A 25,150-nucleotide genomic window follows, 5' to 3' on the forward strand; every position below is an offset into this window, starting at 1 on the left:
GCATATAAATCGGTGCTGGTTTTTTTTAACATTCATTTTTTCAGGAGGGTAATTTAGTGATTACTTCCAAAAAAGTACTATTATTTTTTTAGATTTGGATAGTTATCCACAAGTGTTGTGGATTTCGATAGAGTCGTTTTTTGTCAAGCTTTTTTTATTTTTTATTTTTAATACATGAAATCTTTAATTATTTGTAAATTTTACAAAAAAAAAGTTATTTGAATCAATAGTCTTTTTCATTTTCTTTTTGCAAATACAAATTTATAGCTGTTTTTTATGACCTTTTGATTTCATTTTAGCCTCTTGCATTTTACCTATGCTGTTTTGTATGTTTCTTATGAAAATTGAAAATACATAAGGTTTACGTCAGGTAAGTATTCTATATTATAGAGTGATTTATCTTATGCCTTGTACGTAAGCGCATGTTGAGCAGTCTTTTAGCGAGGTTTTTTAGTTTTCATTATTGATATGTTTTCGCTTTCGGAAAGCATATCATGCAATCAAACAAGATAAATCTTATTGATCATCTTTGTTAGTAGGATTGTATTAGAGCTATCCTAAGGGGAGGATGAATAATCTTATTTGGGGAAGGGAATGTCTCTACCTTCGCTGAGCAGGTTTTGGCCGTTTGGTAGGGCAAGATTATAGTTTTTTTGGGATGAAAAATGGTGAATAAATTGAATTCTAAAGCTAGTTCCTTTAAAAAGGTTTCAGTGGATATCCTATCGGCAGAGAGTATGATAAATGAAATGATGAAGATAAAAGAGGCAGTTAACTCTTTAGAGCCTCTGGTTTTTTCAGAGGAAGAAGGTGCTGCTGCTTTTGCGCGTGTAATGGCACAGTTAAAAGCCAACATTGGCGTTGAGGCTTATACGAGTTGGTTTGGCCGTTTAAAACTTGCTGAATATAATCGTAATCTTGTAAAACTTTCTGTTCCTACAGCATTTTTACGTTCGTGGATCAATAACCATTATAGTGCTCTTTTAACCACTTTATGGCAGCAGGAAAATTCAGCAATTCTTCGTGTTGAAGTTATTGTTAGAAGTATGGAACGTGTTTCAAAAGATCCTGTATGTAGGTCTAATAAAAGCTCAGTTGTTATTGTTCCTGAAGAGCAGTCTTTTTCTCCTTTAGTTGATAGTTATGCTGAGCAATCAATGAAGAATACTCAAGCTGGTGTTTTTGGTTCTCCGCTTGATTCTCGCTATACTTTTGAGAATTTTGTTGAAGGCGCTTCGAATCGTGTTGCTTTGGCTGCAGCGCGTTCGATTGCAGAAGGACATAAAAGTTCTTTACGCTTTAATCCCCTTTTTATTTACGCGTCTGTTGGTTTAGGAAAGACACATTTGCTTCAGGCTATCGCAGCAGGTGCACTCAAGCGCTTGACATCTGCGCGGGTTATTTATTTGACTGCTGAATATTTTATGTGGCGTTTTGCTATGGCCATTCGTGATAATGATGCTCTTTCATTTAAAGAGCAGCTACGTGACATTGATCTTTTAATTATTGATGATATGCAATTTTTACAGGGGAAATCAATTCAACGTGAATTTTGCCATTTGCTTAATATGCTACTCGATAGTGCAAAACAAGTTATTGTGGCTGCTGATCGTCCGCCGGCAGAATTAGAATCGCTTGATCTTCGTGTGCGTTCTCGTCTTCAAGGAGGTGTGGCCCTTGAAATTGAAACACCGGATTATGAGATGCGTTTGGAAATGTTGCGTCAACGGTTAAAAATTGCACAGCAAGATGATAATATGGTTATGATTTCTGATGAGATTTTGGCATATATTGCTAAAACGGTTTTAGGATCAGGTCGTGATATTGAGGGAGCTTTTAACCAGTTGTTATTTCGCCAATCTTTTGAAATTGATTTATCTTTAGAGCGGATTGATGAATTATTAAGTCATTTGACACGTTCAGGTGAATCGAAACGCATACGGATAGAGGAAATTCAGCGTACTGTTGCACGTCATTATAATGTTTCTAGGCAGGATTTATTGTCTAATCGTCGAACGCGTACAATTGTTAAACCGCGGCAAGTTGCGATGTATTTGGCAAAAGTTTTGACACCTCGTTCATTACCTGAAATTGGACGCCGTTTTGGGGGGCGTGATCATACGACTGTTTTACATGCTGTACGTAAAATTGAAGATTTAGTTTGTGATGATCAGACTTTGGCTAAAGAGCTTGAGCTGCTTAAGCGATTAATAGGAGAACATGCTGCATAATATTTATAGTCTTTTTCTTATTATGAAGAATATCAGAGAAGATTGACCAAAATAATAGTTTGGTTTGTATTAAAATCTTGCTATTTTTAGAGAAGTTTATTAAAATTTAAGTATATAGCAATTGTAAGTCAATTGATTGCTTTTGGTTTATCGAATTCCTATAGTTATTTGGGTGAAAATTATAAACAGGGATTTTTATGCGCGTTACAATTAGTCGTAGTCAGCTACTTAAATCTCTTGGTCGTGTTCATCGTATTGTGGAGCGTCGTAATACTATCCCTATTTTGTCAAATGTATTGATAGATGCGAGTGATGGAAGGATGCAATTAAAAGCAACAGATCTCGATCTAGAAATTACAGAATCTTCTTCAGTCAATATTGAACAAAGCGGGGCGATAACTGTTCCAGCGCATTTGCTCTACGATATTGTTCGCAAACTTCTTGACGATAGTGAGGTTATTTTAGACGTTGATGAAAGTCAGGCAAGTACTATGTCTATTACCTCTGGTTGTACTAATTTTCAGCTTCAATGTCTTCCTAAGGTAGATTTTCCAGAATCGCTTCCAGGCCAGTTTAGTTGTCGTTTTTCTTTGTTAGCGTCAAAATTGAAATATTTAATTGATTGTACGCAGTTTGCTATGTCTACTGAAGAGACACGTTATTATCTGAATGGTATTTATTTTCATATCATTTCTGATGATATTTCGAAGTTGCGTTTAGTTTCGACTGATGGTCATCGTTTAGCACAGGTCGATATAGAAGCACCTTTGGGGTCTGATGGTATGCCAGGTGTTATCATTCCTCGTAAAACCGTGGGAGAGTTGCAAAAACTTCTTGGGGAAGAAGCTGATAATGATGTGTGTATAGAGCTTTCAGATACAAAGATTCGTTTTTCTGTTGGGTCTGTAATTTTAACATCAAAACTAATTGATGGGGTATTTCCAGAATATCAACGTGTTATTCCATTAAAAAATGATAAAAAATTGATTATCAATCGACGAGATTTTTCTTCTGCGGTTGATCGTGTCTCAACAATTTCAAGCGATCGTGGGCGTGCAGTAAAATTGATGATCGAGAAAGGACTTGTAAGATTTGTAGTGAATAATCCTGATTCAGGAAGTGCGAAGGATCAGTTGGTTGCAGATTATGCATTTGATCCGCTTGAGATAGGTTTCAATTCGCGATATCTTTTGGATATTGCAGCACAACTTTCAAGTGATGAAATGATTTTTACGTTTGCTGATTCTGGAGCGCCAACGTTGATTCGTGGAAATAGTGATACAGATTCGCTTTATGTGCTGATGCCTATTCGTGTTTAAGGATGATGTGTTTTGCGATGCAGTACTAGCCATATACATAAAGTGGCTGTCAGACAACTGAAATTGGAAAATTATCGTAATTATTGTTCTTTAGCTCTTCATTTATTAGGTCAACATGTTGTTTTGACAGGTCGTAACGGTGTTGGCAAGACTAATCTTTTAGAAGCACTATCTTTTCTTTCTCCTGGTCGTGGTTTGCGACGTGCACCTTATTCTGATATCAGTTGTTCTGAGGGAAGTGGTACAGGGTTTGTTGTATTTGCTCGTCTGCAGTGTGCGCTTTATGGTGAAGCAAATATTGGTACAGCTTTAGAAGCTAATGATGGTGGTAGGAAAGTACATATTAATGGTGTAAATGAGGCAAGCGATTGCTTAATGGACTATTGCCATATTAGTATATTGACACCTTCTATGGATGGACTTTTTACAGGACCTGCACTTGATCGGCGCCGTTTTTTAGATCGTATGGTTTTATCCATTGATTCTTTGCATGGCCGTCGTATAGCAGATTATGACAGAGTTATGCGTGCGCGCAATCGTTTATTTTTAGATAGAAATGACGATCGTGCTTGGTTAGATGCTTTGGAGCTGCAAATGGCTGAACTTGCAACGGCCATTGCAGCAGCACGGGTTGATATTATTCAGCTTTTGAATGATATGTTTGCGCAAGTTTCTGCTTGGATACCTTTTCCAAGAGCTTTTTTACAAGTTGATGGTTTTTTGGAAAAAGCGCTTAGCGAAACATCCGCTATTGAAGTTGAAGAACAATTTTTGTATCGGTTGCGTAACAACCGTGCGATAGACTGTGCTGCTGGTCGAGCATTAGAAGGTCCACACCGTACAGATTTGCAAGTTTTTTATGCAGATAAAAATATGGACGCGACATTCTGTTCAACTGGTGAACAAAAAGCTTTATTAACAGGCTTAGTTTTGTGTCATGCACGTTTAACAAGTACGATATCTAAGATGACACCTATTCTCCTTCTTGATGAAATAGCTGCTCATTTTGATTCCCATCGGCGTGCTGCTTTATTTGATATTCTTGATGATTTAGGTGGGCAAGCGTTTATGACAGGAACAGATCATATTTTGTTTGACTCTTTAAAAGGGCGGGCAGAGTTTTTTGAAATTGAAAATGGCATTTTATTACAATAAACAATGTATAAATAATTGAAATAAAACACACCGCATCATGTTTATGATTATAACGGTTTTGTGTGATCCTAATTTGAATTTTCTTGGTAAACATAAGCTAGAAATTTATAGCACTGCGACTTTAGAAGATATTGAAAGATTATGTAAAAATTAAGTAGTAGGATTTGTAATAACATTACATTTTTTATCAAAGTAATTGTGAAGATTAATTAGTAGATTGGAGATAAACAGGCATTGGAGTAAGTACCAGATTGATTATCAAGCCAATTGCTTATAGTGGTATATCTTTTACGATTTTTGATGCATTAAAATATTTCTATGACCAAGTAACCAATAGAAGAAGTCCATTTATCAAATATTTATCAACGTGAATCTTTTGGTTATTATTCTTATATTTTTATAGAAATAAATGCGCTTATTGTCAGATGCGGTTGGAAGGGTATTAGCTTGCACTTAATATATTGCTAAGTAGTTTAAATATAATTTAAAACGCTAAAATTGGTTAATATCAATATGCTTATCTTAAAATTTACTTGATAATTTTTGTTTGAGTAAGTAAGACGTATTTAAGGAATGTTGTTACTGTATATTATGGCAATTGCTAGGTACGTACGTGCACGGGGAAGATAGGAATGAGAGACTTTATTCGGCAAATAAAGATACTCAGGTTTTTATGGATAGTATTACTTTTATCTGGTTGTAAAATTGATGTTCTTCAGCCTGCGGGATATGTTGCGCGCCAACAGCTTATTTTGATTACCTTATGTGTTCTTATTATGTTGTGCGTTGTAATTCCAGTAATGGTTGCAGTGGTTTTTTTAGCTATAAAATATCGTGCTTCAAAAACGACGGAGGATTATTTACCGGATTGGGGACACTCAAATAAAATTGAAGCTTTTATGTGGGGTATTCCAGTTATTATTGTGACAGTTTTGGGACTGTTAACGGCTTATTACACTTATAAGCTTGAGCCCTCAAATGCTCTTCCTATGGATGTTGTCGGTGAAGAAAAGCCTTTGCAAGTGAACGTTGTAGCACTAGACTGGAAGTGGTTATTTATTTATCCTGAATATGGTATTGCAGCGGTTAATGAAATTTATGCACCGCAAGGTCGTCAAGTGTTATTGCAGATAACATCAGAGAGCTCTGTTAATGCATTCTGGGTTCCAAGACTTGGTACAGTTCTTTATGCTATGCCGCAGATGAATGCTAAATTACATTTAATGGCTGATAAGCAAGGTATCTTCAATGGAAGATCAGCAAATTATAGTGGCGATGGTTTTGCAAATATGCGTTTTCAATGGCATTCTGTATCATTGAGTGATTTCGATAATTGGGTTGCTAAAGTTCGGGCGAATGGTCAAAAGCTTGATCGTCTGTCTTATCATCAACTGTCTGTTTCTCCTCTTATGGGTGATATTGTTGCGAAAGAAAAAGATGCTGAAGTGCGTTATTTTGCACCTGTTGAAAAACAGCTTTATTATCGTATTGTCAATCGATGTGTTGATGGAAATGTCATCTGTAATGAAGATTTAATGAAGCGGGCTGCTGCTCAGACGCTTTGGGGCGCACTCTGTTCAGTTTTTGATCAAGTGCTATTTAGGAAATAGTTAATCGAAAAAGAAACTATTTTTAAATAAGGATTCTTTTCAATTAGAATTCATTTTATATAGGGTAGAAAATGTTTGGAAGACTTACAGATCCTACAGCGGCTGCTTTTCATGCACTTGTACATGAGCCAATCGTTTTTTATACATGTATTGCAATTGTTTTGGGCGGTTTAACTGTTGCTGTTGCTTTAACAATACTTGGTTGGTGGAAAGTTCTTTGGCAAAATTGGATTACGACTGTTGACCATAAACGAATTGGTATTATGTACATCATTCTTGGCATTATTATGCTTGTTCGTGGTTTTGCTGATGCGATTATGATGCGAACGCATCAGGCTTTAGCGTTTGGGAGTGAAGCCGCAGGTTATTTACCTCCTGAGCATTTTGATCAGATTTTTTCAGCACATGGTGTGATTATGATTTTCTTCATGGCTACACCAATTTTATTTGGTCTTTTTAATTATCTTGTACCACTTCAGATTGGGGCCCGTGATGTTGCATTTCCATTTGCAAATAATCTAGGATTTTGGATCACAGTTGCGGCAGCAGTATTAATTAATATATCACTTGGGATTGGTAATTTTGGTCGTGGTGGTTGGTTAATGTATCCGCCTTTCTCAGAATTACAAAATAGTCCAGATACAGGAGTGGATTATTATTTGTGGTCTCTTCAGCTTTCTGGCATTGCAACAACTATGGGATCAGTCAATTTTGTGGCAACCATTATTAAAATGCGTGCTCCTGGAATGACGATGATGAAAATGCCTATTTTTTGTTGGTCGGCTTTTGTTAGTAATATTCTTATTTTAGTTATTTATCCTGTTTTAGCTGTTGCATTTCTACTTTTGGCAGCTGACCGTTATTTAGGCATGAATTTTTTTACTAATGTTGCTGGTGGAAACCCAATGGTGTGGATTAATTATGTTTGGGTTTTTGGTCACCCAGAGGTTTATGTTTTAGTTGTTCCTGCCTTTGGAATTATTTCGGAAATTGTCTCAACATTTTCTTCAAAACGCCTTTTTGGTTATGCCTCAATGATATGGGCAATTGTAGTGATCTTGGTTCTTTCATTGCTTGTTTGGGGACATCATTTCTTTACAATGGGAGGTGGTGAAGCTGTGAATACCTTCTTTGGTATTGCTACAATGATCATTGCAGTTCCAACGGGTGTTAAAGTCTTTAATTGGTTACTAACTATGTATAAGGGTCGGATTCGTTTTGAACCCCCAATGCTTTGGTGCATGGGGATGATTTTTACGTTTGTTGGTGGTGGATTAACGGGTGTTTTGATGTCGATTGTTCCTGCCGATTGGCAGTTTCATAATTCTTTATTTTTAGTTGCTCACTTTCATCATACGATTATTGGAGGCGTTGTTTTTGCCTATTTAGCTGGATTAGCCTTTTGGTTTCCAAAAGTTTTTGGCATTAAACCAAATCGTATATTAGGTATTGCATCTTTCTGGTGCTGGTTTATTGGTTTTTACTTTGCTTTCTTTCCAGTTTATATACTTGGATTAATGGGTGCTACGCGTCGTCTTCAGCATTATATTGAGCCAAGTTGGCAGCCGATGTTTATGGTTGCTGCAATAGGTGCTTTTATTATTCTTCTTGGTATACTTTGTTTTGTATTACAAATGGTTTTAGCAATTTGGTATGGTATTAAGCATAAAGGGCGTTTGCCGGTAACATCCAATGATCCTTGGGGAGATACACGAACACTTGAGTGGTCTATTTCTTCTCCTCCTCCTTCTTATAATTTTGCAATTATTCCAGAGGTATGGAGTGAGGATGCCTATTGGAATATGAAAAAGAAAGGTTATCAGCGCCCAACAAGTGGGTTTGTAAAAATTCATATGCCTTCAAATACATTAGCTGGAATTGTCGCAAGCTTTTTCTCATTAATTATTGGTTTTGCTCTTGTTTGGCATATTTGGTGGCTAGCTATCCTTGGGTTGGTTGGCTTTATTGCGACGATTATTTATCATTCATTAATGGGTGATCATCATGGTTATTATATTTCAGCTGAAGAGGTGCAGAAAACAGAAGATATCTTCACAGCTGTTTTAGAAAAACAAGGGGTAAAAGTATGAGTGCGACGATAATGAATCATGTATGCACGGACGAATATCACCACGATCATCACAATAGTTCGATAATGATATTTGGGTTTTGGGTTTACATTCTTTCAGATTTAATTTTGTTCTCAACATTGTTTTCGAGTTTTGCTGTATTCTCTGCTTCTTATGGCGGAGGTAAAGCCGGTAATGAGTTTATTAATTTAAATTTTGTTTTGGTTGAAACGGTAGTTTTATTATTTTCATCAATTACTTATGGGTTTGCTATGGTTTATGCTCATAAGGGATGTCTTTCTAAGTTACGTGTCTGGATGGCAATTACCTTCGTGCTTGGATTATGCTTTATTGGAATGGAAATTTATGAATTTTATGAATTGCTCAATGAAGTGTTCTATTACGATCCTAATGCTTATGCTGGTGTTGATCCTGCGACAGGCATAAAATCTTTTGGGAAAAATGTTCTATCCGCTTATTGGTCAGCATTTTTTGCGTTGGTTGGTACTCATGGCCTTCATGTGAGTGTTGGTTTACTGTGGATGGTTGTAATGTTTTTTCATCTGCATCGCAGTGGTTTGGATCAGGATAATAAGACGCGTTTAACATGTCTCTCAATTTTTTGGCATTTACTTGATATTGTTTGGATTGGTGTCTTCACTATGGTTTATTTGTTGGGGGCACTGTAATGAGTATGTATGACAAAAATCATGATCCAGGTATTGGTTCTTATTTAGTTGGCTTTATTTTATCTGTTCTTTTTACTTTAGGCTCTTTTATTCCTGTAATGTATGGATTATTAGATAGTTGGGCTATTAGTACGAAAGTTATTTATCTTATTGGGATGGCACTTATACAAATTATTATACAAATTGTTTTCTTTTTGCATTTGAGTTCTGGTCCAGATGCCAAGTGGAATCTAGCAGCTTTATTGTTTGCAGCTATGTGTGTTTTTATTATCATTGGTGGTACTTGGTGGGCTATCTCTCATTTGAATTATAATATGATGGGCAGCTCAGGGCGTATTGTTGAACCGGATATAAATGCAACTATTTCAGAAGAAAGATTCATTGCTGTACCACAATCAATCGAATAGCCTTCTAAAGCTTTAGAAACAATAGAAAAACTTCCTAAGATATCAGATCAATAAAGCAACTTTTTAAGCGGAGGAATCTAGTAAATCAATTATAAAAACTGCTATCTTTTAAAATTAAAGCGCTTTAATTTTAAAGCTTATAATTTTGCTTTTTAGTGTTAGTATATGTTATTAAATACATCTTTGAAGTTTAAAATATTTTTCCAACTTTATAGTTTTTTTTACAATAGACACTTCTACTATTTTTCGTTGTGTGAGTTTTTATTTTCTTGAGTTTCTTCGCTTTGTTTTAGTTCTTCAAGTGTTGGCATAGACAAGATATTATAGCCTGAATCAACATAATGAATTTCACCTGTAACACCTGATGATAAATCAGAGAGCAAGTAAAGAGCCGCATTTCCAATTTCATTAATATTTACAGTACGGCGTAGAGGTGCATTACGGCGTTGATATGAAAAAATTGCTCGCGCAGATGCAATGCCATTACCAGCTAAAGTCCGAATAGGTCCAGCTGAAATTGCATTGACACGAATATTTTGGGGCCCAAAATCTGTAGCTAAATAACGCACCATAGCTTCTAAAGCTGCTTTAGCTATACCCATGACATTGTAATTAGGAACGACTCTCTGTGAAGCTCCATAAGTAAGTGCTATTAATGCACCGCCATTAGGCATAAGTTTCTCGGCACGTTGGGCAATTTCAGTAAAGGAATAGGCTGAAATAACCATTGTACGATTAAAATTTTCACGTGTTGTCACGTCAACATAACGTCCCTTTAATTGTGTTTTATCTGAGAAACCAATAGCATGAACAACGAAATCAATAGTTTTCCATTCTTTTTCAAGATATTGAAAAGTGCGATTGATATTTTCAATTTTTTCAACGTCACATTCTAATAATAATTTACAACCAAGTTTTTTTGCTAGTGGTTGGACGCGTTTTCCAAAAGCTTCTCCTTGATATGTAAGAGCTAGTTCAGCTCCTGCATTTGCTAATTGACATGCAATACCCCAAGCAATCGAATGGTCATTTGCAATCCCCATAATAAGACCACGTTTGCCTTTCATCAAACCTTTCATATTATTCTCCGTAAGACTATGTAGTTTCAATCCACTAAGAGTTCCTGCTTATGTATAGCGTTGGAAAACAAGCGTTGCATTGGTACCACCAAAGCCAAAAGTGTTTGATAATACGGTATTAAGTTTTTGGTTATCGAGACGTTTGCGAATAATTGGCATATCGGCAAAAGCTGGGTCAATTTCTTCAATATGAGCACTCTCACAAATAAAATTATGATTCATCATTAACAGTGTATAAATTGCTTCTTGAACACCTGCTGCACCTAAGGAATGTCCAGTTAAAGACTTTGTGGCAGAGATGGGTGGACACTGATCTCCTACTCCAAAAACACGACGAATTGCATCTATTTCAGAGGAATCACCAACAATTGTTGCTGTTGCATGAGGATTAATATAATCAATTTTATTTTTTATGGTTGCAAGAGCCATACGCATACATCTTTCTGCTCCTTCACCAGATGGAGAGACCATATCATAACCATCGGATGTAGCACCATAACCAACAATTTCTCCGTAAATTTTTGCACTGCGTGCTTTAGCTAATTCCAGTTCTTCAAGAACCAAAACACCGGCCCCACCAGCAATGACAAATCCATCACGATTAATATCATAAGCACGTGAAGCTGTTTCTGGTGTATTATTATATTTGCTGGACATAGCACCCATAGCATCAAATAAAACAGATAATGTCCAGTCCAAATCTTCGCACCCACCTGCAAAGATGCGCTTTTGCTTGCCGTATTGTATCATCTCATAAGCATTTCCAATACAATGATTGGATGTAGCACAAGCTGAGGAAATCGAATAATTGATCCCTTTAATTTTAAAAAAGGTTGCGAGAGTTGCTGAAGCTGTAGAACTCATTGCTTTGGGCACAACAAAAGGTCCAACGCGCTTTGGACCTTTTTGACGTGTAAGATCAGCAGCTTCAACAATTGATCGAGTTGATGGTCCTCCAGAGCCCATAATGATACCCGTATGTTCATTTGATACTTCATTAGGTTCTAAACCCGCATCAGCAATTGCTCTATCCATAGCAATCTGATTCCATGCTGTTCCATAGCCATGGAAACGCATGGCTCGCCGATCAACAAATTCTTCTACATTAATATCTGGTTTAGCATGTACTCTACTCCGGAAACCTAATTCAGCATGCTTGGGTGCATAGGAAATTCCTGATTTCGCTTCATATAAGCTCGTTAAAACAGTTTGAAGCTCATTTCCAATTGAGGAGATAATACCCATTCCGGTTACAACAACTCGACGCATTCATACCTCCTTGTTTCCTATAGAGTAACAAAATATCTTTATCTTGTTGAAAGAATGTCTAACTTTCTTTAAATAAAGCAACACGTAAATCATTGGCTTTATAAATTGTCTCTCCATCTGCTTTTAACCATCCATCCGCTATTCCTAAAACCAAATGTCCACGTCGAATACGTTTAAAATTTATTTGATATTGAAGCAATTTGGTTTGCGGAGTTACCATGCCTGATAATTTTACTTCTCCTGTTGAAATAGCACGTCCTTTTCCTAGTTCACCTAACCATCCAAGAAAAAAACCCGTTAATTGCCACATACCATCTAAACCGAGACACCCTGGCATGACAGGATCATTGATAAAATGACAATCAAAAAACCATAAGTCTGGAGTAATGTCAAATTCAGCACAAACTACTCCTTTGTCATATTCTCCACCACTTTCACTGATTTGAGTGATTCGGTGAATCATCAACATTGGAGGTGCAGGTAATTGTGCATTACCTTTACCAAACATTTCGCCGCGAGTGCAGTTTAAAAGCTCTTCATAAGTGTAGTGAGACTTTTGTTTAGCCATTGTTATTTCCATGTTTCTTTTTATACCTCTATCTTAATCTACTTTTAAAGCAAATTTTCAGGAGAGGGAAATGATTTTGTATATTTAGGGTGACAAAAAGTTTTTTGTGTTTCTTGTTACATAAAGATTATCATTTAATATATTTATTATCTTGTTTTTTCATTGTGTTTAATTTCCAAACCAAACTTGCATATGCATGTAGGACGATTTATAGTATTCTGATGAGTGCTGATGACTTGAGATTGAATAAAAAAGAACGATTTATAAGAAATCGTAAGGAAGTTATGAATTGCCTTTCGTTATCTGAGCTAAAAGAACATTTGCGTAAAAATGGTTTACGGCCAACACGTCAACGATTAGAACTTGCTAATATGATTTTTTTTCAAGGTAATTGCCATGTTACTGCTGAGGAGTTATATGAAGAGGCAGTTAAATTAGGTATACCTATGTCTTTAGCAACAGTTTATAATACTCTTCATCAGTTTACAGAAGCAGGTTTATTACGAATTATTGCTGTAGAAGGTTCGAAAACTTGGTTTGATACGAATACATCTGATCACTATCATTTCTATGTTGAAGGTGAAAATCGTATTCTTGATATTCCTTGTAATTTAGAAGGTTCTCCTATTATTGAAAATCTCCCTCAACCGCCAAACGATATGGAAATTTCGCATGTCGATTTAATCATCCGTTTAAGGCCAAAGAGTTCTATTTAATTTTAGGACTTCAAAGGTTGTGTGAAAAATAAAAATTAAGTGCTGATAGTTTAAGCTTTTTTAATTTTTAATTTTTTCGTCAGGATAAATTCCCCATAATTGGTTTTGATGAAGCCAGCCACGAGTATTACGGATATCTAATTCGCACCAGATACCATTACATTGGCGAATATTACCAATGATATTAGGTTCTATTTCTGCCACAATTTTCTCATTATCTCCTGGATTTTTACGTAACATAAGTCTGTGTACTTTATCCTTTTGCCACGGAATAGTTATTGCAGTTCTTTTTCCTGATAATAGTGATTGGTAAATCCATCCTTCATCTCCTTCTGCATCACGAACTTTGCGCCATTGATCATATTCTTGGATAATTTCAATAGGCAGTCCCTGTTTTTGATAAGTAAAGATAATAGAATAATTATTTCCTGGTCCAATACGCATATTAACACGAGCGGATTTTATTGAAGCGAATCGTGGAAGTGGTAAGCCACTAGTGCCTAAATTTTGATTGAGTGTTTGTGGATGTGAAAAAGCAAGAGAGCCAAATAGAAGCTTTCCTGTCATTAATACGCATGATAAGAGTATAAAAAGGCGAAACCAAATAAAATGTTTCATATTTACACCTCTTTTTCTTCATTTGTGTAATTCGCAATTTGAGATACGGAGGATACATTCGAAACTTTATTCAAGCATGGCATACAGTTGGTTAAAAAGGTCTAAATACTCGAGATATTATTATAAAAATAGCTAAAATAATATATAGATTCAAAAATTTTTATGTCAGTTTAGTGCGATCAGTTATGTATTCTATGTGAATTTTCTACAAAGTAAAAAGTATATGATTTTTATTCTTTTTCAATAAAGCGTGGTATCGTTATACCCTAATACGGCACAAATCCATTTTCAAGTAAAGAGTAATGATTTTTGCATAGAAAGATGGACTAAGGTGATTATATCGAGCATGAAAAAGTTTAGTTTCTTGCTTTACATAAAATACGTAACGTATTAAATAGAACACATAATGTGTTAAATTAATATACGTGTAAAAATATAATAACACACTTTTTAGTTGTTATAATATATCTTTCGAGACGTTAATTGTGATTGGAAGGAAAAAATTGAGGCAAAACTATGCTTAAAGTTTTTAAAATTTATACTTACGTTTGTGCTTGTACAACAAGTGCTTTTTTCTTTTTGCAAAATATAGATGTTAATGCGACATCTGAAATGAAAGATTGTTCAGAGAATAGTTCTTTTCTTAAATGTTCTGATGGTAAAACACATACTTTTATGCATAAGACCTATCAATCAAATGAGCAGAAAGGTTCTTCACTTTCTCGAGCGGTATTCGCAGAAAAAACAGGTACAGTTATTCATGCGAAGAATATTACCATTACTGGCTCTAAAACAGGTGTATCTGCAAAAGAAAATGGAAAAGTTATTTTGCAGAATTCGGTTATTAAGGGAGTAGCAGAAGGCCTTTCTGCTAGTGAAGGTGGCGCAATCAAAATAGTGGGTGGAACAATTGATTTGAATTATGATGAAAGGAGTATAGGAGTAAGCTCGTGGAGTAGCCAAGGAGTAGAGTTAGAGGATGTGCAGATTACATTGAAGGAAGGGAAGGAGAAGCGTGCTAATATAGGTTTATATGCTGGATGTTCTTCTAATAGGATATGTAATCCCAAAATCACAATGATGAATGGGGCAATAAATGTTTTTGGTACTGGCGCTATAATAGATAAGGAGTCTCAGGGTAATATTTTTTTAACTGATGTAAAAATTACGGTGAAGAATGGTGGAAGTAATGAGTATCCTTATGATTCATTAGGAATATACATCGCTAGTAATAACAGTAAGCTTAAAATGATTGGTGGGTCAATTGATTTTACAAATGGAGTTGGGGTGCTTGTAAGAGAAAAAGGACACGCTGATTTATATGGTGTTATAATTACTGGAAAAAACAACTATGATAAGGAAAAAACAGATGATAGAGGTGGACTGTATCTAGATACAGGAGGGTCTATTTTTTTAAAGGATGGGCAAGTTTCTGTTTCTAATACTTATGGTATAGTAATGTATCAGGCTGTAGATAAAAGTATTGCGGAGGAAAAAGTCGATATTGAAAACTCAACCATTACAGCTGAGACATATCCAGCTATTTATATTACGAAACAAAATTCTTTAATGAGAAATTTTGGTGTCCATAAGAAAAAATCCATTGTTAAATTATCAAAAAATTCCAATATCTCTGGTGATCTTTTGTTACAAGCTCAGGGAGGCGTTATAGAAATTCAAGCTGATCAGTCTATCCTAAAAGGGGGTGTTTCTATTGCTAATGGAGCTCTTGCAAATTTTAGTTTGAAGAATAATTCAACCTGGATTTTAACCACAAGAAAAAATAACAATTTTACAAATCAAAAGCATTTGAATAACATCGCATGGTCTATAACATCTTTAAAACTGGATCATAGTATTGTTCAGTTTGATACACCAAAAAATATTGTTTATCAAACACTTAATGTTGGAAAAGGATCGGGTGTTGTTTATAGTGCTACGAATGATGCAAAGCTTCACTTGAATGTTTTTATTAGTAAAGAAGATAACATTAATGATCAAAAAACTGATAGAGTTTTGATCCATGGCAATGTGTCCGGTACGACCACTGTTTATGTTACTGCTCAAAATGGAGGTTCGAAAGGTGATATAGGGAAGAATGGGAATACTCAGGGTATTTCGCTTATTCAGGTTTCCGGTACAGCACAAGAAAATTCCTTCAAACTGAATGGCGATTATATTACAATCGATGGCTCACCTTATAAATATGGTCTTTTTGCTTATGGTCCAAGTTCTTCTCATGGTCAGGCTAATCCTGAGCAAAAGTTAGTTAATGGTGATGGAAATAATTTTTGGGATTATCGTTTGCAGAGTGAATATATTTCTCCAGAACCCAAGCCATTACCACCATCAGCGCCACCAGCGCCAGAACCAAAACCATTACCACCATCAGCGCCAGAACCAGGTCCAAGAGTGCCAGCAGTTGTGCCACAACTCCCAAGTTATTTGCTCTTACCTCATGCTTTATTTCATGCAGGTGTGGTAGATATGAGTAATCAACACGAACTTTTGGAAATCATACAAAATGCTCCTAATGAAGCTGATGACAATAGAAAGACAAGCTTTTTTATACGCGGTTATGGGAGTAATCATCGCTATACTTCAAATTTGTCTGTTCTTGAACATGGTTATGGAGCCGATCTGGACTATAACAGTATGACAGCAGGTGTTGTCTTAAAGACATTAGAGAATAAACAGAGTGCTTTGTCTTTTGGAATGATGGGGACTTATGGTAGGCTCTCTCTTCAGCCTCTTGCCGTTAAACAAAGTCAAAAGAGTGTTTTTAATAAATGGTCAGGCAAGCTTTATGCTAATTTACAGCATGATGCAGGTTTTTATGTGAATGGATTTTTCTCTTACGATTTTTTAAAGGGCGATGTTGTAACTCTTGCTCGAGGTAAAACAGCCGCATTAAAAGGTAGACTTTTGAGTACCTCTTTGATGGGAGGTCAGGCTATTATCACAGGCTATAATGGTTTTATTATTGAGCCGCAGCTTCAAGTTATTTATCAGTCTATCATGTTTGATAAAGCTCGTGATATTGATCGGTTTGATATTGAGCTAGGGAAGCATGATCAATTGATAACACGCGTTGGTGGTTCTTTAACAAAAGCTGTTACTTCTTCTGAAAAGGCACGTGTCATTTCCTTTTATGGTAAACTTCATCTTGCACATAGTTATGAAAATAAGCGGATAGTATATTTTAAAGATGCTTTTCAGTTAGGTGCATTTGGTTCTACAGTTGAAACAGGTATGGGTGTTCATGCCCAATTATCTGATACTATAGCACTGCATGGCGATTTGTTATACAAGCATAAGTTAACCAAAGCTGGTTTTTCTGGAATTAGTGTTTCTAGTGGATTACGTTATCAATTTTAGTCCTTCAAGATTAGTCTGTTTTGTTTTGAATGACTGTTTGTGGGTTTCGTTAAGTTTTTTAGCGGAACTCACAGGAATCCTGGTTCTAACTTTCAGGAATATTTCTCTATATCTTATAGTCATATATAAAACCCATTAACTTCATATTTATAGACTCTTTAAATAGTAAATGAAGTTTTTTTCACGCAAATGATTTTACCTTTTTGCATAATTTATCTTTAAATTAAATACATAAGCTACTATTAAGTATGTTTTAAAAGCTTTTATATGACTATAAGATATAGAGAAATATTCCTGAAAGTTAGAAAGATTTCATTTGTTTATATGTTTCTTATTTAAAAAAATAATTTATAGTATCAAAAGGTTAAATATAGAAAAATAGTCATTAAAAGAATAAATGAGAGCTATAGATTTTATTTAAAAATATTAAAAATCAAAATAATTCGATAAATAGAAGGTTCTGAAACAGCATTTAAGATATTATAACATTAGATTGTACGGTATTATTGAAGTGGGCGACGCTTTGCTACAGGATGTTTACCACTTTTAGCAATTCTTATAATTGCTGTTTCTAAAGGTTCAACCATAACATCCATAGAATAACCATTTGCATGAATAATATTTTCATAGTCAATCATAATTGCAACATGACCTTTCCAAAAAATAAAATCACCCCGTTCAAGAACATCAATGTCTGTTAGTTGTTTTCCTATAGTTTGTTCTTGCATACTAGTATCACGTAAAACTGTTTTTCCTGCCATCATCATAGAAAGTTGAACTAGTCCAGAACAATCAAGTCCAAAACCACTAACACCGCCCCAAAGGTAAGGTGTACGAATAAAAGTCTGAGCAACATTTACATAATCTTTGAATGTATACTCAATAGGACGAAGATGAGAAGAAACAATAGCTGTTCCATTTTCAAGAATAGAATACATTGTACCCCGTGTTTCGGTTACATCAATAACGGTTACTTTGCTTCCCATAGATAAAGCGCGTTCTACGGTTTTTTTTAAGTCAGCTTGCGAATATTGAAAAGTACGAGGAACTGAAACAATATGTGTTTGTTTTATGGTTGACGTGCAAAGAATTTGTGTATCAATGTACCCGACATAACCATCTTTAAGCGCTTCTACCTTTGACATGGTCTCACCGTGCTCAAGAATTAAGACCTCTTCTCCGAAGAGGCACTCTGTTTGCCTTTCGCTTTTTTTACTGTTCTCTTTAAATAGACCTGCAACAGCTGTATTAATGCGCCTTTTTTCCCCTTGGATAGAATATGGAGTCTCTATTTTTTTTTCACATTGTTGATTTGTGAGGATATCCTGAGATGTATGGAACTCTGAATTTTTATAGGGCATTTTTTTACCTTTAACGAACTATCAATGAAGATTAATGGAATTTTTATTCAACAGAAAGAGTAAAATTGTAATTTTCTTTAAATTTAATCTTTGAAGAGTTTATAAAGAGCACGAATAGCTTGTGCGGTTCCACCGACAGGATAACCTGGTGTTTCTTTTGGAGTCCATCCATAAAGATCAAAATGAGCGAAATTTTCAGCTTTTTCAACAAAAGAATTTAAAAATAAAGCGGCAGTTATAGAACCAGCAAAGTTGTTTCCGGATGTATTACTAATGTCGGCAATTGGTGATGATAACATTTCTCTATAGGGTTTCCAAAGCGGCATTTGCCATAGAGGATCAGTAACGGAATTTGCCGATTGAGAAATTTTCTGTGCCCATATTGGGTCGTTGCAATAAAACGCAGGGAGATCTGGCCCTAACGCTATGCGAGCTGCTCCGGTTAAAGTCGCCATGCAGATCATGAATTGCGGGCTTTTTTCATCACCATAGGTTAGGGCATCAGCAAGAATAAGCCGACCTTCAGCATCTGTATTCCCAACCTCAACAGTTAATCCCTTACGGCTTTGAAGGATATCACCTGGCCGAAAAGCATTAGCAGAAATGGAATTTTCAACGGCGGGAATTAAAACACGCAAACAAAAAGGAAGTTTTGCATCCATAATTAGTTTTGCTAATCCCAAGACATGCGCACTACCACCCATATCCTTTTTCATTAATAGCATATTATTGGCAGATTTAATATCTAATCCTCCAGAATCAAAAGTTACTCCTTTGCCAACCAATGTGATTTTAGAATGGTTTTCTTGTCCCCATTGTAGTTCAATGAGTCGTGGTGCAATGCTGCTTGCTCGTCCTACGGTATGAATCATCGGAAAATTTTGCGCTAAAAGATCATCTCCACAAATACTTGTTACATGAGCATTATAAGTTTGTCCTAGTTGGCGCGTTATTATTTCGAGAGTGTTAGGATTCATATCATTAGCTGGAGTATTGATAAGATCACGAACAAAAAAGACAGCTTCATAAATTCGTTTAAGTTCATCCAGATCAATTGCGTTATGTACATAGATCGATAATGATTTAGAAGGGGATTTTTGACGATAGCGGTTAAATTGATAGCTTCCAAATGCTAATCCAAGATAGGTATTCATTTCATTCGAGGCTGTTCCTTCTAAATGCCAATGGCCAGTAAGGAGATTTTTAGGAAGGAGGCCAGTGATGAAAGCGTTTTCCTGATCACCGAGGCCAAATAAAACTTGTTTTAATTGTCCTGTTTCGTGGGGAATAAATAATATTTGTCCTGCTTTTCCAGTAAAGCCATTAACTTTCATCCATGAGGTTGTTGGCGGATCAAGAGCTAAATTAGCAAAGTTTTTTGTATCAATTAAGAGGATAGGGCAGCTCTTATCGGAACGTGTTGCAGTAAAATTAATTTGATGTTGAAGCATGTATTTATAATCCTTATAGTTTTCGAAGTGCAACATATTCAACCAAATGATTTTTTCCCTTTCGTAAAATAAGATCAGCTCGTGGTCGCGTTGGTAATATATTTTCTTGTAAATTTTTTAGATTAATTGTGTACCAAAGGTCTTCAGCGATTTTTGAGGCCTCTTCCTCATTTAACAGTGCATAACGATGAAAATAAGATTCGGGTTTTTGAAAAGCTGTTTTACGTAAATGTTTAAAACGTTCTAAATACCATTGATGGATCACTTCTGTTGCAGCATCTACATAAATTGAGAAATCAAAAAAGTCTGAAACAAAAGGTACAATTTTTCCATCTTTAGGACAATCATTAACTTGAAGCACATTAACACCCTCAACAATTAAAATATCGGGTCGGTCAATAATAATTTTTTGATTTTCTAAAACATCATAAATCATATGAGAATAAAGCGGTGCACTAACATTACCAATGCCTGCTTTTACGTCAGAAAGAAAGCGCAGTAATTTTTTAATATCATAGGAATCAGGAAATCCTTTACGATTCATACGATTTTTTTCTTGTAAAATGGTATTAGGATAAAGAAATCCATCGGTTGTAACAAGATCAACTTTAAGACTAGATTTCCATCTTTTCATAAGTTCTTGAAGAATACGTGCGGTTGTTGACTTCCCCACCGCAACAGAACCAGAAATTCCAATAATAAAGGGTGTTTTTTTGGTATCTGCTTGATGCAAAAATATTTGACGTTTGCGGAAGAGTTCCTGTACTGCTTCAACATGGTATGATAAGAGGCGTGCCAAAGAAAGATAAATACATTGCACTTCTTCTAAATCGATAGGATCATCGATTGATCGTAAGCGCTTAATTTCATCAAAAGTTAAGGTAAGCGGTGTATTCGCGCGGAATTGAGACCATTCTTGTACAGTAAAAAAAGTATAGGGGGAATATTGATCGGAAACATAATTGATCAAGTTATCTTCTTGATTGGTTTTTAATAGAGTAGCATCAATCATCTTTATTGGCCAAGAGTTTTTAGATTATTTTTTAGAAATTGTTATGATTAAGAGTAGAACAACAGACTGTTTTTTTTTAAATCATGTTTTGCTTTAAAATAGTGAATTAACTTATAGTCCAATCATTCCAGCATGCAATGATTTGTTTTTGTGATAAACCTTCTGCCAAAAAAGCCCATAAAAGTAAACGTGCTTTTACTGCTGATAAATAGCCAGACATTAAAGCACCAGAAGAAATCATATCAATTTCTGAACCTTTATAACCGTAAGTTGTACGAATTGTTGGGCCATGATAAGAGCGGCTTGCAATGATGATTGGTATTTTCTTTGCGTATTGTCGCACTATATTTGCTTCTTGAAAACTGCAGTGGCCTGCACCAAAACCTGCTATGACAAGGCCTGAATAATGCCCACTTTCAAGGCAAAATTGCATCAAGTGCGTATCAGATGATAAAGAGGAATATAGCAGTGCAACTTGATGATCATTTTTTTTAGGTAGTGCGAAAGTTGTAGGGAAAAAATTTCGATCATTAAAATAAAAGAGTTTTCCTTCTAAAATTGTTCCTAGAATGCCTGTCAGACCTGATTGCAATGTTTCGACTTTAACAGTGTGACTTTTTTGCACCCAGTAGGGTGAATGAATAGTATCATTCATTACAACTAGAACTCCTCTATTACGACTTTGTGGATCAGCAGCAACGCGGGTTGCAGCTAAAAAATTAGCAGGTCCATCAGCTCCTGCTGCACAGGGTGTACGCATAGCACCAGTTACGACAAGCGGTTCAGCTTTATTCCAATAGAGGGAAAGAAAAAAGCTGTTTCTTCCAATGTGTCGGTTCCTTGCGTTAAAACAATACCATCTGCGCCGATCTTGATTTGTTTTGTTGCCCATTCTATTGTTTCAAGCAGAATTTTAAAAGATAAAGATCCACTTGGTAGTTGTGTTAACGTGTGATTATGAATATCAGCAATTTTTTCTAAATTAGGAACATTTTTTATGAGTATATCTGATGTTAAAGTTGGTTGCATTTGGCCTAAATTATTGGCTGTCATTGCAATTGTTCCACCTAGTGTACCTACTGCTATTCTTTTCATAATTTTCCCCTATAAGAAGGCAGATTGCTTATACAAAACAATATAACAATAATTCGAGTGTACAACAATGATATCATTTTTTATATTGAGAAAAATTGAGGTGTGCTCAATTATTGTGTTTTGCTATATATATTACTAAATAAAGGGATTAGTGATTTGATTTTATGTATGATAAAAGGAAGCAATGTTAAGGAGTTTTCTTATGACAGAGCATAAGCCTGATATTATGTATGGTACGACAATCGTAACGGTAAGAAAAGGCAATAAAGTAGTTATGGCGGGTGATGGTCAAGTTTCACTTGGACAAACAATTATGAAAAGCAATGCACGCAAAGTCCGTCGTCTTGGGAAGGGTGGAGCAGTGATAGCTGGTTTTGCAGGCGCTACAGCAGATGCTTTCACACTATTAGAAAGATTAGAAACAAAACTTGAGCAATATCCTGATCAGCTTATGCGTGCATGTGTAGAGCTCGCAAAAGATTGGCGTACTGATCGTTATTTACGTCGTCTTGAAGCAATGATGCTTGTGGCCGATCAAAAAGCTACTTTGGCTTTAACAGGTCTTGGTGATGTATTAGAACCAGAAGATGGAGTGATGGCAATTGGTTCTGGAGGTAATTTTGCTTTGTCAGCTGCACGAGTACTAATGGACACGGATTTAGATGCAGAAACTATTGCTTGTAAAGCTATGAGTATTGCAGCTAAAATTTGTGTTTACACCAATGATCATTTTACAATAGAAACATTGGATGCTGAGTTACCTTCTTTAGAGAAAGCTATTTGAATGTGTGTTGTATTTTCCCCTCGTGAAACTGTTTCTGAACTTGATCGTTTTATTATTGGACAAAATGATGCTAAGCGTTCTGTTGCTATTGCACTGCGTAATCGATGGCGTCGACAACAGCTTGAAGGGCAGATGCGTGAAGAAGTTATGCCTAAAAATATCCTGATGATAGGGCCGACAGGTGTTGGTAAAACAGGGATAGCTCGTCGATTAGCAAAACTTTCTGGAGCTCCTTTCGTTAAAGTAGAGGCTACTAAATTTACCGAAGTAGGTTACGTAGGCCGCGATGTTGAGCAGATTATTCGTGATCTCGTTGAAATTGCAATTTCTCTTGTACGTGAAAAAAAGCGTGATGAAGTAAAAGCAAAAGCTCATATTAATGCTGAAGAACGAGTTTTAGACGCTCTTGTAGGAAAAACCGCAAGTCCTGCTACCCGTGATAGTTTTCGTAAAAAATTGCGCGAAGGAGAATTAGATGACAAAGAAATTGAGATTGAAGTAACTGATAATAGTAATAGTGCCCCAACTTTTGATATTCCTGGTATGCCTGGTGCACAAATGGGTATTATGAATTTATCAGATCTTTTTGGAAAGATGGGCGTTCGTACAAAGATACGCAAAACAACTGTAAAGGATGCTTTTAAACCATTAATTGATGATGAATCCGAGAAACTTCTGGATCAAGATCAAATTATTCAAGAGGCACTGCGTGTTGCTGAAAATGATGGAATTGTTTTCATTGATGAAATTGATAAAATTGCAACTCGCGATGGTGGGGCAACTGCTACTGTTTCACGCGAAGGAGTTCAAAGGGACCTTTTGCCTTTAGTTGAAGGAACAACAATTGCGACTAAATATGGGCAAATAAAAACAGATCATATTCTTTTCATTGCTTCTGGTGCTTTTCATGTATCTAAGCCCTCTGATTTATTACCAGAGCTGCAGGGTCGCTTGCCTATCCGTGTAGAGTTAAATGCTTTAACAAGAGAAGATTTACGGCGTATTCTTACTGAACCTGAAGCTAGTTTGATTAAACAATATATTGCTTTAATGGCAACGGAAGAAGTTCATTTAGAAATTACTGATGACGCAATTGATGCTTTAGCCGATATCGCTGTTGATTTAAATGCGAGGATCGAGAATATTGGAGCACGTCGTTTACAAACGGTTATGGAACGTGTTTTGGATGAAATTTCTTTTACAGCACCTGATAAAGCCGGTACTTCATTTAAAGTTGATGCTGATTATGTCAGAAAATCTATAGGAGAGCTTGCTTCTGATATCGATCTTTCACGTTTTGTTCTTTAGAAGATTTTTTGTATTTTAGTCTATCGACGTGCTTCTATGATTTTGAAACCATGAACTTCTTCATGTATAAAAACTGTGTGGAAGAGTTTCTTTAATAGTGTTTCATAAGGTAGATGACGATTGGCAACGAGCAGTAAGCGACCTTTAGGTTTAAGATATTTTGCAGCATTTATAATAAAATGCTGTCCTAATGAAATATCTGTTGTTTGTTGTGTATGGAATGGTGGATTTGAAATAATTGTATCATAAAGATTTTTTATAGGCTCATAAACAAGATCATGCCAATAAAAGCCAATTGGAAGAGAGGTTGTTATATGTTTCAGATGTTTTTTTGCTGCCTCTAAAGCATTATAGTCAGCTTCATAAAGGTCGAGTGCGGTTAAATTTTTGCTTACTTCAAGTGCAGTATAGGAAAGAAATCCCCAACCAGCTCCAAAATCAGCTGTTTTTCCAAAAATGATTTTGTGCATATAAGGCACAAGTGCAGCAGATCCTGGGTCAATACGACCGTGAGAAAACATACCAGAAGTAGTTTGAAATTTATTTCCAAAACTGAGTGGTAATGAGCGAAAATGAGCAATATTTTGTTTGTCTATTTGTCGCGGTACTTGAAGCCAGAAGACATGACTATGATTTTTGGATAATTTTTTACTAATAGGAACAAGAGTGTTAATCCATTTCATCATTGAGGCAGAACCAACTGTTTTTTCTCCACTGATGATGATCCAGCCTCCAGGTTTGACTTTTTCTAATAGGTCAAGAAAACGATTCTGATTAAGATCACGATATTTACTAAGTTGTAGCAGTGCTCCATCATAGATTATAGTTTGATTTATTTGTGGGCTACATTGAAATTTAGCATTGGTAAATTTTAAAAAGTCTTGTCGCCAAGGGGTTATAATGTCAAGATTTTTTATCCACTGTTTATCAGGAACTTTGGTTAAACCAAAACCTAAAAAATGTTGATTCGAATAAGGCTTAGGGAGATCATAGTTTTCAAAAGGTAAAAACAGAGACACATTTTATTCTTT

Annotated in this window: 21 protein-coding genes and 1 pseudogene; 13 read left to right on the top strand and 9 right to left on the bottom strand. The window is 35.7% G+C overall.

Features of this window, described 5'->3' with window-relative positions; all coding sequences use genetic code 11:
- Nucleotides 1–665: 665 nt before the first annotated feature.
- The 9 genes from dnaA (at nt 666) to cyoD (ending at nt 9,480) form a co-directional block, all read left to right on the top strand.
- Nucleotides 666–2,231: a chromosomal replication initiator protein DnaA gene (gene dnaA, locus BAR153v2_RS00005; RefSeq protein WP_078679765.1), complete on the top strand. Its 1,566-nt coding sequence runs from the start codon at nt 666–668 to the stop codon at nt 2,229–2,231.
- A 197-nt stretch (nt 2,232–2,428) separates the two neighbouring features.
- Entirely contained in the window at nt 2,429–3,550 is a 1,122-nt protein-coding gene (gene dnaN, locus BAR153v2_RS00010) for a DNA polymerase III subunit beta (RefSeq protein ID WP_078679766.1), read from the top strand.
- A 12-nt stretch (nt 3,551–3,562) separates the two neighbouring features.
- Nucleotides 3,563–4,705, top strand: a complete 1,143-nt coding sequence (recF, locus tag BAR153v2_RS00015) for a DNA replication/repair protein RecF (RefSeq protein WP_078679767.1) — start codon at nt 3,563–3,565, stop codon at nt 4,703–4,705.
- Between the two features lie 43 nt (nt 4,706–4,748).
- A complete protein-coding gene (locus tag BAR153v2_RS07665) occupies nt 4,749–4,859 on the top strand; it encodes a type II 3-dehydroquinate dehydratase (protein ID WP_339373797.1) in 111 nt (36 codons plus the stop codon).
- Between the two features lie 203 nt (nt 4,860–5,062).
- Nucleotides 5,063–5,173: a hypothetical protein gene (locus BAR153v2_RS07410; RefSeq protein ID WP_305764462.1), complete on the top strand. Its 111-nt coding sequence runs from the start codon at nt 5,063–5,065 to the stop codon at nt 5,171–5,173.
- A 164-nt stretch (nt 5,174–5,337) separates the two neighbouring features.
- Nucleotides 5,338–6,315: a ubiquinol oxidase subunit II gene (cyoA, locus tag BAR153v2_RS00025; RefSeq protein ID WP_078679768.1), complete on the top strand. Its 978-nt coding sequence runs from the start codon at nt 5,338–5,340 to the stop codon at nt 6,313–6,315.
- A 71-nt stretch (nt 6,316–6,386) separates the two neighbouring features.
- A complete protein-coding gene (gene cyoB, locus BAR153v2_RS00030) occupies nt 6,387–8,405 on the top strand; it encodes a cytochrome o ubiquinol oxidase subunit I (RefSeq protein ID WP_078679769.1) in 2,019 nt (672 codons plus the stop codon).
- Nucleotides 8,402–9,073, top strand: a complete 672-nt coding sequence (locus BAR153v2_RS00035; RefSeq protein ID WP_078679770.1) for a cytochrome (ubi)quinol oxidase subunit III — start codon at nt 8,402–8,404, stop codon at nt 9,071–9,073. The genes cyoB and BAR153v2_RS00035 overlap by 4 nt, the downstream gene beginning before the upstream one ends.
- Nucleotides 9,073–9,480, top strand: coding sequence for a cytochrome o ubiquinol oxidase subunit IV (cyoD, locus tag BAR153v2_RS00040; protein WP_078679771.1), 408 nt, complete (start codon nt 9,073–9,075; stop codon nt 9,478–9,480). Before BAR153v2_RS00035 ends, cyoD begins: the two co-directional genes overlap by 1 nt.
- Before the next feature lie 239 nt (nt 9,481–9,719).
- On the opposite strand, the gene fabI is transcribed toward cyoD, so the two are convergent.
- From fabI to fabA, 3 genes are read right to left on the bottom strand one after another with little or no spacing between them, the layout of a single operon-like run.
- Nucleotides 9,720–10,559 carry an enoyl-ACP reductase FabI gene (gene fabI, locus BAR153v2_RS00045; protein ID WP_078679772.1) on the bottom strand — a complete coding sequence of 280 codons (840 nt, stop codon included), beginning with the start codon at nt 10,557–10,559 and terminating at the stop codon, nt 9,720–9,722.
- Nucleotides 10,560–10,607: 48 nt separating this feature from the next.
- Entirely contained in the window at nt 10,608–11,828 is a 1,221-nt protein-coding gene (gene fabB / locus BAR153v2_RS00050; RefSeq protein ID WP_078679773.1) for a beta-ketoacyl-ACP synthase I, read from the bottom strand.
- A 58-nt stretch (nt 11,829–11,886) separates the two neighbouring features.
- A complete protein-coding gene (fabA, locus tag BAR153v2_RS00055; protein WP_078680903.1) occupies nt 11,887–12,396 on the bottom strand; it encodes a 3-hydroxyacyl-[acyl-carrier-protein] dehydratase FabA in 510 nt (169 codons plus the stop codon).
- Nucleotides 12,397–12,611: 215 nt separating this feature from the next.
- On the opposite strand from fabA, the gene irr reads away from it, so the two are divergent.
- Nucleotides 12,612–13,112, top strand: coding sequence for a Fur family transcriptional regulator Irr (irr, locus tag BAR153v2_RS00060; RefSeq protein ID WP_305764463.1), 501 nt, complete (start codon nt 12,612–12,614; stop codon nt 13,110–13,112).
- 60 nt (nt 13,113–13,172) lie between these two features.
- Here the strand turns inward: irr and BAR153v2_RS00065 are convergent, their stop codons facing one another.
- Entirely contained in the window at nt 13,173–13,730 is a 558-nt protein-coding gene (locus BAR153v2_RS00065) for an SH3 domain-containing protein (protein WP_078679775.1), read from the bottom strand.
- 516 nt (nt 13,731–14,246) lie between these two features.
- Here BAR153v2_RS00065 and BAR153v2_RS00070 point away from each other — a divergent pair.
- Nucleotides 14,247–17,108 (top strand): autotransporter outer membrane beta-barrel domain-containing protein, encoded by a 2,862-nt coding sequence (locus BAR153v2_RS00070; RefSeq protein ID WP_143245196.1) that lies wholly within the window; start codon nt 14,247–14,249, stop codon nt 17,106–17,108.
- 503 nt (nt 17,109–17,611) lie between these two features.
- On the opposite strand, the gene BAR153v2_RS00075 is transcribed toward BAR153v2_RS00070, so the two are convergent.
- The 4 genes and pseudogenes from BAR153v2_RS00075 to BAR153v2_RS00090 all read right to left on the bottom strand — a co-directional run bounded on the left by BAR153v2_RS00075 (nt 17,612) and on the right by BAR153v2_RS00090 (nt 22,027).
- A complete protein-coding gene (locus tag BAR153v2_RS00075; protein WP_078679776.1) occupies nt 17,612–18,469 on the bottom strand; it encodes an NlpC/P60 family protein in 858 nt (285 codons plus the stop codon).
- Between the two features lie 83 nt (nt 18,470–18,552).
- A complete protein-coding gene (locus tag BAR153v2_RS00080) occupies nt 18,553–19,920 on the bottom strand; it encodes a M17 family metallopeptidase (RefSeq protein ID WP_078679777.1) in 1,368 nt (455 codons plus the stop codon).
- A gap of 13 nt (nt 19,921–19,933) precedes the next feature.
- Nucleotides 19,934–20,932, bottom strand: a complete 999-nt coding sequence (gene coaA / locus BAR153v2_RS00085) for a type I pantothenate kinase (protein ID WP_078679778.1) — start codon at nt 20,930–20,932, stop codon at nt 19,934–19,936.
- Nucleotides 20,933–21,038: 106 nt separating this feature from the next.
- Nucleotides 21,039–22,027, bottom strand: a pseudogene (locus BAR153v2_RS00090) (asparaginase).
- Between the two features lie 202 nt (nt 22,028–22,229).
- On the opposite strand from BAR153v2_RS00090, the gene hslV reads away from it, so the two are divergent.
- Both hslV and hslU read left to right on the top strand, forming a co-directional pair.
- Entirely contained in the window at nt 22,230–22,811 is a 582-nt protein-coding gene (gene hslV / locus BAR153v2_RS00095) for an ATP-dependent protease subunit HslV (protein WP_078679779.1), read from the top strand.
- A complete protein-coding gene (gene hslU, locus BAR153v2_RS00100; RefSeq protein ID WP_078679780.1) occupies nt 22,812–24,119 on the top strand; it encodes an ATP-dependent protease ATPase subunit HslU in 1,308 nt (435 codons plus the stop codon). It abuts the gene before it with no gap.
- A 20-nt stretch (nt 24,120–24,139) separates the two neighbouring features.
- Here the strand turns inward: hslU and BAR153v2_RS00105 are convergent, their stop codons facing one another.
- Nucleotides 24,140–25,138, bottom strand: a complete 999-nt coding sequence (locus tag BAR153v2_RS00105; RefSeq protein ID WP_078679781.1) for a class I SAM-dependent methyltransferase — start codon at nt 25,136–25,138, stop codon at nt 24,140–24,142.
- Nucleotides 25,139–25,150 lie beyond the last annotated feature (12 nt).

The organism is Bartonella sp. AR 15-3 (genome assembly GCF_002022445.1).
GTDB lineage: Bacteria > Pseudomonadota > Alphaproteobacteria > Rhizobiales > Rhizobiaceae > Bartonella.